The organism is Leptolyngbya sp. AN10 (assembly GCF_050565645.1).
In the GTDB taxonomy this organism is placed as follows: domain Bacteria; phylum Cyanobacteriota; class Cyanobacteriia; order Leptolyngbyales; family Leptolyngbyaceae; genus Leptolyngbya.
On the sequence record NZ_JBNXVP010000064.1, the window covers coordinates 15,983 to 29,236 of the forward strand.

Genomic DNA, 13,254 nt, shown 5'->3' on the forward strand with positions numbered 1-13,254 from the left:
CAGTCAGCCGAATGGTGCGATCGAGACACAAGTTAATCTTTAGCAAAAACCTTAATGTTAAAGAGCAGACGGAATTTTCTAACTATTTGACGGTGCAATGCCCCAAACGCGCAACTGTTTGCACAAGCTCGATCGGATCAACGGGCTTCGAGAGGTGCTGCTGGAATCCTGCCGCGATCGCTTGTTTTTGGTCATACTCGCCTGCATAAGCGGTCAGTGCGATCGCTGGAATCTGTCCACCCTGTTCTGGTGTCCATAGGCGCACCTGTCGAACTAACCCATAGCCATCCATTTCTGGCATTCCAACGTCACTAATTAAAACATCGGGCTGTGATTCGATTAGGACTTGCATTGCATCAAAAGCAGAAGCAACGGCTTGTACTTGTGCGCCATCTTGTTGCAGCACAAATGCGACAAACTCACGGGAGTCCCGATCATCATCGACAACCAGAACTTTTAAGCCTTCTAGAGAATTGATGATCTCTGCAAGGTCGGCTGACGTTGACTTAGAATCATTGTTCTCTCGATCTTCCTGCTTGAACAAAGGTAGATTGACAGTAAAGGTTGCCCCTTGATTTTCTCCAGTACTACTCACGGCGATCGTACCGCCGTGGAGTTCGACGATTTGACGCACGATCGCAAGTCCCAATCCCAGTCCACCAAACTGCCGCGTAATCGCGCCATCTTCCTGCCGAAAATAATCAAACACATGAGGTAGAAAGTCTTTACTAACTCCTTTCCCCGTATCCATCACCTGAATTTGCGCCATTGTGTCACTCTGCCCCAAACGCACTTCGACTCTTCCTTGCGAGGGCGTAAACTTGACCGCGTTCGAGAGCAAGTTCCACACCACCTGTTGCAGCCGCCCCGCATCTCCAGTTACAAATAGAGCCGTTTCAGGCAAAACCGTCTGAATCGCAATCTGTTTTACTTCTGCGGCTAATCGGACGGCTTCGAGTGCCGCTTGAATGGTTGTCACCAAATCGACCGAAGAGACTTGTAAGCCAAGCTTGCCTCGCAGAATGCACGACACATCGAGCAAGTCTTCAATCAGTTGCGATTGCAATTTGGCATTGCGCTCAATCGTGAGCAGTGCTTCCTTCGTTTTTTCAGGATTGAGTCTGCCCGCCCGGAGCATTTTCGACCAACCGAGAATCGGATTGAGCGGTGTGCGAAGCTCGTGAGAGAGAACAGCTAAGAACTCGTCTTTAACGCGGCTGGCTTGTTCCGCTTGTTCTCGCGCAATTTGCGATCGCTGATAGAATTCCGATTGTTGAATGGCAATTCCAACTTGTGTTGCTAATTGTTTAAGTAGATCAATTTCGAGCGTCTGCCACGATCGCGCTGTTCCACACTGATTCGCCACCAGCAATCCCCATAGTTTTTCACCTTGCAAGATCGGGACAACTAAATTGGCTCTGATTTGGAACCGCGCCAATAGTTCAACATGACAATCCGTTAAGCCTGCGGTGTAAACATCCTCGGTCGCCTGAATGCGTCCCTGACGATAATCTTCGCCTTTCGTTTCGGTGAAGTAGGTATCTTCTACAATCTCGGCGAGCAGTGGAATCCAGCCTGCACTAACCGATTCCACTTCAATCACACCGCTGAAGTTGGGATTGAAGCGGTAGATGAAGGCGCGATCGCACTTCAAAAACTGGCGCACTTCCGCAACCGTATTGTTCAGAATCTCTGCTAGATCCAAGGTTTGACGAATCCGTTGAGCAATTTGAGAAACGAGTCGCTCCCGATCCGTTTGATAGCGCAGGGCAGCTTCCGCTAGGGTGCGTTCCGCAAGTTGATTTTGCGCTTGCTGATAGAGTTCCGCCTGTTGCAGCGCGATTCCGGCTTGCGTTGCCAGTTGCTTGAGCAAGTCAATTTCTAGGGGTTGCCACTCACGCGGCGCAGCACAGTGATGAGCAATTAACAATCCCCAGAGTTGGTGATCTTGCAGAATGGGAACAACCAGATTCGCTCTGACCTGTAACCCTGCAAGGAGGTCAAGATGGCACGGTTGCAGTCCTGCTTGATGGATGTCTGTCACCGCCATGACGTGCCCTTGTTCATAGCGTTCCATATAGCTCGCTGCAAAACACGGATCATGAAAATCCGTCGAAAGCAACGCCGTCCAGTCGGCTGCAACCGATTCAGTGACAACGGTTCCGTCCCCTGTATCATTCAACCGAAAAATTAAGACGCGATCGGTTCCCAAGAACTGCCGCACTTCATCAACAGTAGTTTGCAGCACTTCGTTGACATCAAGCGATCGATGCACCTGTTGCGCCATCTGAGCAATCAATCGTTCTCGCTCTAATCGCTGGAGCCGTTCAGCTTCTGCCTGCTTGGACTTGGTGATGTCCATCACAGTTCCGACTAACCGCAGGGGCTGATGGCTGGCATCACAATAAATTTGTCCGCGTCCCTCAATCCAGCGAAGCGTCCCATCTGCCCAACGGGTGCGTAACTCAATCGTGTAGTCGCTTTTTTCTTGCAGTGCCCGCAGAATTGTCTCGGAAACGTGGGTGCGATCGTCAGGGTGAACCAGATCGAGAAAGGCTTCGTAGCTGGGTATGGTTGCACCGAGCGGCAAGCCAAATAGCGGTCCCACTTGCTCCGCCCAAATCACGGTATTGCTTTGAATATGCCATTCCCAGATGCCCATCTGAGCGGCTTCCAGCGCCAGCTTTAACCGCTCCTCACTCTCCCTCAGTTGCATCCGCAGCTTCGATTTTTCGATAACGGACTCGATCGCATATCGCAGATCCTTGGGCTTAATTTGTCCTTTGACGAGGTAATCTTGGACTCCGGCTTTCATCGCTTGCACTGCGATCGCTTCACTGCCTTGCCCCGTGAGCAAAATGACAGGCAGCGCCACCTCTTGAAAGTGAACCTGCAATTGTGACAAGAGTTCTAAGCCCGTTAAATCCGGCAGCAGAAAATCGAGCAAGATAATATCAGGCTGAGTTTGCTGACAGAGTTCTAGAGCAGCTTGCCCAGTCTCGGCTTCCAGGATCGTATACTGCCGCGATCGATCCTGAAGCAAATATCGCCGATAGGTGTACCGATCCTCTAGACAGTCATCGACAATGAGGACGGTGCGTTCAGATTGAGCCATGCTGCTGTCTTAAAAAGGGTGCATTAGAACAATTTTACCAATTCTGGAATTAGCCAGGTTGTTTTGGGATAGGACTCGCATAAATATTACTTGTTTAAGTCTACCTCCAAGGATAGAAGTTAGTTTCTATCAAAGGACGGAGGGCATTAGACTTGCTGCATGAATGCCTTGGCGAATAGAATTCGCGGCTATACAAACGAAGTCCGCCGTTGCGGACTGACTAAAAAATGGCTGTTAGTGTCCGCAGGGACACTTTGTTTGTGTAGCCCCGAATTCTATTCGGTGGGCATTTTCGATTCGTGCAGGATGTCTATTGATGCTTTGTGTGTACTTCTGTTTACTGGGTGCAAGTTGAGCTAACTGAGGAAATCGGTGGCTCAATCATGGTGGTACATCAGGCATTACGGGGTTTCTCCTCTAACTAGACTTAGGATTGCAGCAACGAGATTCTCCGGGTCAACAGGCTTTACCAGGTGTTGCTGAAAGCCAGCTAAACGCGATCGCTCTCGATCACTTGCACTCGCATACGCGGTGAGTGCGATCGCGGGAATTTGTCCTTCTGGACTTAATTTTACCTGCTGCACCAATTCATACCCATCGCCTTCCGGCATTGCGATGTCACTGAGCAAAATATCCGGTCTGAATTGGCTTAAACACTCTAGCGCCGCTCTTGCGGTCGTCACCGCTTTTACATCGGCTCCAAAGTCTTGTAGCACGAAGGCAATCAAATTCAGCATATCGGGATCATCATCGATCGCGAGAATGCGAATTCCAGCCAGCGAAGTTGCATCAACCACGAAGGAGTCTGGGCGAGGAGTAAGGGTTTCTAATCCGGGTAAGCAGATGGTAAAGGTTGCCCCTGCTCCGATGCCTGCACTGTCCGCCGTGATCGTGCCGCTGTGGAGTTCGACGAGGTTTTTGACGATCGCGAGTCCCAAGCCCAAGCCATCTTTTGACCCTGTATTCTCCTGCCCCTGCTTGTAGCGATCAAAGATGTGGGGCAAGAATTCCGGCGCAATGCCTTTTCCGGTATCCCGCACCCACAGCACAACCTGAGTATCCGCTTGCTCTAGATGCACCTCTACTCGTCCGCCCTCTGGAGTGAACTTAATCGCATTCGTGAGCAAGTTGACGGCAATTTGCTGAAGGCGGTTTGACTCGCCAGAAATTTGCGGCGTGGGCATCAGGTGAGTTTCGATTTGGATCTGTTTCTCGTCTGCCATTGGGCGCACGATTTCTAAAGCAGCTTCAATCACAGTGATCCAGTCCACGGGAGCAAACGTAATTTGCAATGCGCCGCGAACGATGCGGGAGATGTCAAGCAAATCCTCTACCAGTTGCACCTGTACCTGAGTGTTGCGCCAAATTGCATCGAGCGCCCTAGCCATCGTTGCCTCATCGAGCTTGCGGGCTTGCAGCAATTTCGCCCAACCAGAGATCGAATTCAGCGGCGATCGCAGTTCGTGCGCGACCACTGCCACAAACTCATCTTTACTGCGGTTCGCGGCTTCCGCTTCTTCACGAGCGGCTTGTGCTTCTCTGAGAAGTCGTTCCCGCTCTTGCTCTAACTGCTTTTGCGCCGTAATATCTCGCATCGTTGCCGATACGCCAATGATTTCATTTTTCTCAGTTCTAATCGGTGAAATTGTCACGGCAACATCGACTAAACTACCGTCTTTCCGTTGCCGTTGGGTTTCATATTGTTCAATCGTTTCTCCTCGCTGAAGTCTTTCACAAATCGACTGTGGTTCATGACGACGATCGACAGGAGCAAGAATCGCAATACTTTGCCCCAAAACTTCTGCACAGGTATAGCCGAAAATTTGCTCGGCTCCAGCATTCCAACTGATGATGGTTTGCTCTGGCGTAAAGCCAATGATGGCATCGTTTGAAGAGGCAACAATTTGAGCAAGCAAGAGGCGATTTTGCTCGGCTTGTTTTTGCTCGGTAATGTCGATCGCGGCTAAAATCGCATGGTCTGGGCGTGGAATGTCACCAGAACGATCAAAGAATACTTGTTTCCGGACACTGAGCCAACGGACTTCGCCATTTTGCCAAACAACTCGGTGTTCCCGCGCAAACCAACCCGATCCGGCTGGGTCAATCACCTGCTGAATAAGTTGCGCGAGTTCGGCGCGATCGTCCGGGTGAAAGGTGGCATGGATGCGATTGCGCGTGATCAGTAATTCGTTTGAAGGAATACCGTACAACGCAGCCGCTTCGGGTGAAAGTTCGACTGTATTCGTTTTGTAATCGAATCGAGCCAGGGCAACACCCGCTACTTGCACCCCAATTTGCAATTGTGCTTCACGATCGCGCAGGTCGGCTTGTGATCGCTTCAATTCATCAATGTTAGTGATCGTTCCAATCCAGCCGATTACTTGTCCGTGATCATCTCGCGTCGGCATTCCCCGGCTAATAAACCAGTGATACACCCCATCCCAACGGCAAACTCGATACTCAATCTCGAAGGGAACTCCAGTCAAAACAGACTGCCCCCACTGCTCCAGGGTACGATCGCGATCGTCGGGATGGATCGTACTGGTACAGGCTAACCCCATCGATTCGGCTTCACTTAATCCACTGTAGTCATACCACTGCTGATTCCAGTAATTCACTGCTCCGGTTGCATCGGCAGTCCAGACCATCTGGGGCATTGCTCCTGCTAATTGCTGATAGCGTTGCTGGCTCGCTTGGAGCGCAGTTTCTACCTGCTTCTGTCGGGTTAAATCGACCGCAAACGCGATGTGCTCATCTGTGCCATCTAGCCACCGCATCGCGCTGATCCAAATCGGCAATCGCGAACCGTTGCGCCATATTAGCTCTTTTTCCTCTGACGGAATATTTCCTTCCTGCCATAATCGCTCCATTGCCTGCTCGGTCTGCTCAGATGACTCTGGGGGAGTGAAGTCCCTCCAGTTCATGCCCTGCTGCTCAAATTCCTCCCGTGTGTAGTCATGTAAACGCAGCATCTCGTCATTGATGACTTTCACTTCACCCTCGGCTGTACCGATCCCTATGCCAATAGGAGCGGTATCAATCAGCCGTTGCAGGCGGTGCTGCTGCTGTTCCAAATCGGCAATTTTCTGGTTCAACTCTAGCTCTAGCCGTTTGCGATCGGTAGTATCGCGCCAAGAAATAACTAAACCATCGCCTAACTTACTCGCTCGGATATCATAAGCGCGAGTTAGATGCTGCATTCCAAAGATGTCCGAGTAAGTTAAATTCTCTTTGACCAGCGATTCTCCGGTTTCTACCACAAGGCAATAGTCTTCAAATAATCCGCATTCTTGATGGGCGGGAAAGACCTCGCAAAGCGTTTTGCTCATGTCAGCAGAAGTCATCCCATTGCTTTCCAAGGCGGCAGCATTGAGATAATCAAACCGAAAATCAATGATCCGCCCAAATTCATCTCGAATGGCTGCATAGATGCCGAAGCAATCGAGCATATTTTCGATCGACACCCGAAAGCGATCGTGACTCTGCCGCAGTTGTAACCGTAACCGAGCGTTCTCGATCGCGCTTCGCATCGTCAACTGCAACAGTTTTGGGGTGAGGTGACGTTTGACGAGGTAATCCTCTGCCCCTAGCTTGAGCGCCTCAACTGCAATCCGTTCATCCCCCTCGCCCGTGATCATCACGACAGGAGGACTTTCTCCATTACTTTGCGCGTGTAATGCTTGTAGGAACTCGATCCCATTCCCATCCGGCAACAAGTAATCGAGCAGAATTGCGTCGATCGTTCTTTCACGGCACAATGCTAATCCTGCCATCACCGAATCGGCTTCTAATAAGCAGTAAGCGCACTCTGAATCAGCCATCAGACAGCGCCGATATAGCTCTCGATCGGGCGGAAAATCCTCCACGAGCAGAAGGGTTTGAATAGGGCGAGTCATAGTTATCTCTTCAACGGGTACGATCAACAAGAATCCGAAGGGGCAGTATTCAAGGCGTTAGACCGGGCTGTGTTCAGATGCACAAGCAGAAATCGTTTCTCGCAGAGCGTTATCTACAGAAGCGGAGGATTCTACTTGGCTCAATTGCCAGTTTGTGGTGGGGGTGACTGCAAAGGTCATGCCCCCTTCCTTTAAGGCGAGCAACACTTGTTTGACAGTTTGGGGAGCGACTCCGATAGCTTGAGCAATTTCCTTCACTGAAAGTGGTTGGGGAGCATCACAGCGATCGAGGATCGCCAATGCCAGTTGGTAAGGGCGATCTAAATAGGGTCGAACCTGTCCCTGTAAACTTTGGGGCAGACAGCGACGAAACCAAATGAGGAACGGAGTTGCTGATTTGATCTTGTCGGTACTGGTTTTATTCATGCGCTTAAGCTCCTGGTGATCGGCAAAGGGTCTAGACGCTCAAGCGAGACGTTAATGCGACCCCTCACAGGGAACGCCGATAACCCACAAGGTTCAGAATACTGCTTAAGGGCGATGAATGGATAAGCTTAAAGCGGTAACAATCGAAAGTTAAAGATTTCGTTAATCATTCTTCAAAGCCCTGAGGAATCAGGGTTGTAGGAGAACTGAATTTAAATTTATGACTCACTATTGAGAACTTCAATGATCGTTTGTGCGAAAGCATCCGGCTCGATCGGCTTGATGATAAACGCTTGAGCGCCTCGCGATATCGCCTCCGCCTGGACTGCTTCGCGAACCTCACCAGAACACACCACGATCGGTGTCACAGCATCAAATTTACGAATCTTCTCGATCAAATCCATCCCGCTCCCATCGCGGAAAGATAAATCAATGAGATAAAGCTGAAACTCGTTACTTCGAGCCATCTGTAAGCCTCCAATCAGGCTTTGCGCTGACTCTATTTCATATCCTGCTTCAGACAGAATGAAACTCAATAACTCACAGTTATCCTGTGAATCATCTATGCACAAAATTCGTTTGTTAACCGGAACTCCCATAGTGCTAATGAACCTTTGATAAGCCAATCTGTAAATAGGGGTAGCCTACCAAGTCCAAGTGCGAAACGTCTGTCCGGTGGAAGACGGATGAGGAAAAAATATGATGAATCCTGCTTCTCGCCTTCCGCTCGGTAATTTTATTCTCGATTCCCTCCCCCAAGATGAGTACGCGCTTCTCCAGCCTCACCTACAATCCGTTGAACTTCGACAGAACGATATTCTCTGCGGAATTCGCCAACCTGTTCAACAAGTATATTTTCCCACCACGGCTCTCCTGTCCTGGGTGCATTCGACTGCTGAAGGGGACACCGTTGAGGTTGGAGCAACTGGATTTGAGGGATTTGTGGGAACGCCTTTGCTGCTGGGTCGAGCGATCGCACCCTGGCAAGTCAGTGTAATCATCACAGGCAAAGGCTATCAACTTAGCGCCGAAGATTTTGTCAGCGCATTGCCTCAAGCCCCCGTGCTTCGCCAAAAAGCACTGGAATTTACCTACCTCAAACTTACTCAACTGAACCAATCCGCTCTCTGTAACCGTTTTCATGCGGTTGAACAACGGCTGTGCCGTTGGCTACTCGCAGCCAACGATCGCGTTAAAACTCCCGAATTGCTTTTAACTAGGGATATTCTTGCCACAATGATTGGGTCACATCGTCAAGCTGTCAGTATTGTGACCGGAACGCTACAGACGGCTGGACTAATTCGCACAGCACGCGGCAGAGTCACCATTCTCAACCGCGAGGAAATGGAAGAAACAACTTGCGAGTGCTACCACATCATTAAGCAGGAGTTCGATCTCTACTTGCAAAGTGAATCTATGAATTGAACTAGCCCTAAGCAAGATACTTTTGTCAGTCAATCAGCAGTTGAACAACGATTGCTAGTAACTGATGTGGATCAACAGGTTTCGCAATATGAGTCTGAAAGCCAGCTTGAATCGCTTCTGTTTCATCTTCTGTCCGAGCAAACGCCGTGAGTGCCAATGCCGGAATTTGCTTCCCTTGTGGCAAGGCTCTCACGGCGCGAATCAGTTCATGACCTGTCATCTTTGGCATTCCGATGTCGCTGATGATCAAATCGGGCGGATTTTGAGCAACACTTTCGAGTGCATCCAACGGTGAAGTAAAAGCTGTGACCCGCGCTCCATCTTGTTGAAGCAGAAATTGCAGGAGATCTACATTGTCCTGATCGTCATCCACAATGAGAACACGAACTCCTGTTAATGCACCCGTAGCACTCAATAGGGGATTTGCTTGGGTTGAAGATGAATCAGCTACTGAACCTTCGCTACGTGAATTTGTGCTATGAAGATTGAGGCTCGACAGGAGGCGCTCATTACCCCAGGCTTCAACGGGCGAGCAGAGTCTCAGCTTCACAGTAAACGTTGCTCCCTGCTCCAGTCCTGGACTGTCCGCTGTCACTGTACCGCCATGTAGCTCAACCAAGTGACGCACGATCGATAAGCCCAATCCCAATCCCCCATATCGGCGAGTCAAACTGCCATCGGCTTGCCGGAAGCGATCGAACACATACGGCAAAAAGTCAGGGGCAATCCCAATCCCATTGTCTGTAATCTGAACCTGGGCGTAGCGGTTCCCACTTCTACTCGTCACAATAGACAGATCGACTTCCACTCGTCCATTATCGGGGGTGAATTTAATGGCATTCGACAATAAGTTCCAGAGAATTTGCTGCAAGCGATCGCGGTCGCCTAAAACGGGAAGTAAAGTAACTTCAGGCGATTTGGGATCTGCAAAGCTATAGGAAACCCGAATCGCAATATCTTTCACTTGTGCGGCAAACTGAACGGTCTCGATCGCAGTATTGACCATTAACGTCAGGTCAACCGGATGGAATTCCAGGTTCAACTTGCCCTGAATCACACTGGACATATCCAGCAAATCACTGATTAACGCCAGTTGCTGTTTCACATTCCGCTCAACAATATCAAGCGCTTCAGCCGTTTTTGTGGGGGTGAGCTTCTGCCCTTTAAGCAGTTTTGTCCAGCCCAGAATCGGATTTAGTGGGGTTCGCAATTCGTGGGAGAGCGCTGCCAGAAATTCATCCTTGAGGCGATTGGCTTGAATCAGTTCTGTGGTTTGCCGTTGGAGTTCTGCCTCCGCTTGTTTGCGCTCGGTAATATCCACACAGGCTCCGGTCATGTACGTCGGATTGCCTGCTTCATCAAAAAACGTTTTGCCTTTATCGGAGAGCCAGTGAATGCTGCCATCGGGGTAGACCACCCGAAAATCCATATCGAAATCTGCGCCCTTACTTGCACAATGGGCACAGAGATCGATCACCCCTTGGCGATCGTCAGGATGCACCAGTTGAATAAAGGACTCTAGACTTCGTGCTGTTTCTCCCGGTGGCAATCCAAAGAGACGATCGAGGTTATCATCCCAATCGAGTTCATTGGTGCGAATATCCCAACGAAACGTGCCTGTTCCTGCGGCAAATAAAGCCGCCTGTAATCTCTCCTGCTGGTCTTGCAGTTGACGTTGTGCGCGTTGGCGTTCTGCTTCGTAACGCTTAACCTCTGTGATGTCCAACACCGTACCAATAAAGCGGACGGGTTGCCCAGTTGAGCTGAAATATGCTTGTCCTTTTGCCGCAACCCACCGCTCGATGCCGTCTTCAATTCCAATCGTGCGGTATTCGGTATCGTAGAAACCGCCACTAGCTGGGTTCAGAGCAGTCTGAACGATTTGGGTTAAGCGATCGCGATCCTCTAGATGTAAGCCCTCAAAAAACTGCTCAATGCTGCTCTCTGCCTCAAGTGGTAAGCCAAACATCGCTTTGCAGGAGGCATCCCATTTCAACTCATTCGTGGTCAGATCCCAGTCCCAGGTGCCTAACTTGGCGGAAGTTACTGCCATGCGGTAGCGATCTTCGCTTTGCTGAAGGGCGGCTTCTGCTTGTCGGCGCTCCGTAATATCGGTATTTGTCCCAAACCACCGCAATACCTGACCTTGTTCAGTGCGAATGGGAATTGCTCTGGACAGGAACCAGCGATACTGTCCGTCCTGCCGCCGCAGGGGAAAGGTATCTTCCCAGACTTCGCCCGTTTCAAAGCAGTGGCGGATGCGCTCAACGACGCGATCGACGTGATCCGGATGATGCACCGATCGCCAACCCCAGCCTTGCATTGCTTCTAAAGTTGTCCCGGTGTAATCAAACCAGCGTTGGTTATACCAAAAAATCCAGCCCGTTTTATCCGCAATCCAAGCCAGTTGAGCAATGTTGTCTGCCAGGGTGCGGAACCGACATTCACTGTCGCGCAACGCTTGCACCATCTGAGTTTGCTCAATCAGCGACCAGAGGCGAGCGACGATTGCCTGAAGCAGTGCCACTTCATCGGGTTGCCACTGCCGCACGGTTTCCGTATTCACGTTCAAAACGGCAATCAGACATCCTTCATGAATACAGGGAACGGTTACGAAGGCACGAGAGCCGAACGCCACGTAGTTCTCTGCCAGCGGTGCTGTGTAGGGATAGGTTGTGACATCTGAAACCACAACGGATTGACCCGCACAGCCCAATTCTAGAAGCTCTGGCAGGATGAAATCGGACAAGCGATACACTCCGATCGCACTCGGAAGCGTTTGTCGCGCCCAGTCTTGTTCAACCATCACCAAGTCTTTTGTTAAATCCACTCGGTGCCAAGCACAGCGATCGACGCTCAAGTAATTGCCCACACTGCGGGTCGCTTCCCAAAGCATCGCCTCCGCACGGTCGAGTTGTCGCAACCGCTGATCGAGTTCGTGAAGAAATTGCTCGTTGAGTTGAGCGACTTTACGATCGTGAATATCGGTTGAAGTGCCATACCAGCGTAAGACTCGCCCCTGGTCATCTCGCACGGGCACAATCCGAATCAGAAACCAGCGGTAGGAGCCGTCGGATGCTCGCAATCGCCCTTCAATTTCACAGGGTTGTTGTGCGGTGAGCGCGATCGCCCACTGGTCGAAGGCTGCCTGCACATCGTCCGGGTGGTAAGTTGCCGCAATGTTCTCAGGATTCTGACTCTGCTCAACGGTAAGTCCGGAGTAGTCCACCCACTGACGATTGACGTATTGCAGTTCACCCTGAGCATTGCTGACCCAAACAAATTGGGGCATGGAGTCGCAGAGATCCCGCAACTCAGAGAAAAATTCAGGCATTACCCTGCCCTCCGCTGAATCACACTCAAAATCCTTCTGACTACCTCCTCTGGCTCCACAGGCTTCACCAAGTGATACGCAAACCCTGCCTGCAACGAGTCCTCCCGATGGGCAACGCTTGCATGAGCAGTGAGCGCGATCGCGGGAATGTTCTGCCCTGAATCGAGCGCCCGCACTTGTCGCAGCAGTTCATAACCGTTCTGATCAGGCATCGCAATATCGCTAATTAGAATATCCGGCTGAAACTGTGAAATCAGAGGTAGGGCTGAGTTCCCCCTATTTGCCGATCGCACGATCGCCCCTGCTTCTTCTAACACAAACACCAGCAAATCAACCTGATCTGGCTCATCATCCACAACTAGAATCCGAATTCCGTCCAGAGAATTGATCTCAGTGCGACTAGAATCATCTAAACCCTCGGTTGAGGCATCTAGCAGGGGCAATCGCACGGTAAAGGTCGCTCCCTGTCCTTCACCTTGGCTCTCAGCAGTGATGGTGCCAGAATGTAGATCAATGAGATGCTTGACGATCGCAAGTCCCAACCCCAATCCATCTTTTGATCCAGTATTTGGCTGTCCCTGTTGATACCGCTCAAAAATCAATGGCAAAAATTCAGGCGCAATGCCTTTCCCAGTGTCCCGAATACATAGTTGCAGGTAATCTGCTACTTGCACTAGCTCAACTTCAACTCGACCATATTCTGGAGTGAACTTGATCGCATTCGTGAGCAGATTCACCACCATTTGCTGAAGCCGATTGAAATCGCCTGACACTTGCAGCACTGTAGGAAGGTACGAGTTAAGCTGAATGTGTTTCGCTTCAGCAAGAGGGCGTACAATGTTCAGGGCAGCTACAACGATGTTGACGAAGTTAACCGTTGCTAGATTAATCTGCAACGATCCTCTGGCGATGCGAGAAACATCCAGCAAATCCCAGCAATTCTCATTATGAAAAATCAACTGGAGTTGGGCGGGACTTCTAACTCCAGTCCTTCAATCATAAAGGTCAGCAAATGATCCCAATTCTCGAACAATAAGTAGCGAGTTAAGGCACGCAGA

General features: G+C 50.4%; 7 protein-coding genes. 1 reads left to right on the forward strand and 6 read right to left on the reverse strand.

Annotated features, from left to right (window positions below; all coding sequences use genetic code 11):
• Window positions 1-82 precede the first annotated feature (82 nt).
• The 4 genes from ACQ4M5_RS39090 to ACQ4M5_RS39105 form a co-directional block, all read right to left on the reverse strand.
• Window positions 83-3,115 (reverse strand): GAF domain-containing protein, encoded by a 3,033-nt coding sequence (locus tag ACQ4M5_RS39090; RefSeq protein ID WP_430681191.1) that lies wholly within the window; start codon window positions 3,113-3,115, stop codon window positions 83-85.
• Window positions 3,116-3,516: 401 nt separating this feature from the next.
• Window positions 3,517-7,011 carry a PAS domain S-box protein gene (locus ACQ4M5_RS39095; RefSeq protein WP_430681192.1) on the reverse strand — a complete coding sequence of 1,165 codons (3,495 nt, stop codon included), beginning with the start codon at window positions 7,009-7,011 and terminating at the stop codon, window positions 3,517-3,519.
• A 57-nt stretch (window positions 7,012-7,068) separates the two neighbouring features.
• On the reverse strand, window positions 7,069-7,437 hold the full coding sequence (locus ACQ4M5_RS39100; protein WP_430681193.1) for a hypothetical protein: 369 nt from the start codon (window positions 7,435-7,437) through the stop codon (window positions 7,069-7,071).
• Between the two features lie 218 nt (window positions 7,438-7,655).
• Window positions 7,656-8,036, reverse strand: coding sequence for a response regulator (locus tag ACQ4M5_RS39105; RefSeq protein ID WP_430681194.1), 381 nt, complete (start codon window positions 8,034-8,036; stop codon window positions 7,656-7,658).
• 100 nt (window positions 8,037-8,136) lie between these two features.
• Between ACQ4M5_RS39105 and ACQ4M5_RS39110 the strand changes: the two genes are divergently transcribed.
• The gene (locus ACQ4M5_RS39110) at window positions 8,137-8,862 is read left to right on the forward strand and encodes a Crp/Fnr family transcriptional regulator (protein WP_430681195.1); all 726 of its coding nucleotides are present in this window, start codon (window positions 8,137-8,139) and stop codon (window positions 8,860-8,862) included.
• Window positions 8,863-8,887: 25 nt separating this feature from the next.
• Here the strand turns inward: ACQ4M5_RS39110 and ACQ4M5_RS39115 are convergent, their stop codons facing one another.
• Window positions 8,888-12,196 carry a PAS domain-containing protein gene (locus tag ACQ4M5_RS39115; protein WP_430681196.1) on the reverse strand — a complete coding sequence of 1,103 codons (3,309 nt, stop codon included), beginning with the start codon at window positions 12,194-12,196 and terminating at the stop codon, window positions 8,888-8,890.
• Entirely contained in the window at window positions 12,196-13,092 is an 897-nt protein-coding gene (locus ACQ4M5_RS39120; protein ID WP_430681197.1) for a hybrid sensor histidine kinase/response regulator, read from the reverse strand. The genes ACQ4M5_RS39115 and ACQ4M5_RS39120 overlap by 1 nt, the downstream gene beginning before the upstream one ends.
• Between the last annotated feature and the right edge of the window lie 162 nt (window positions 13,093-13,254).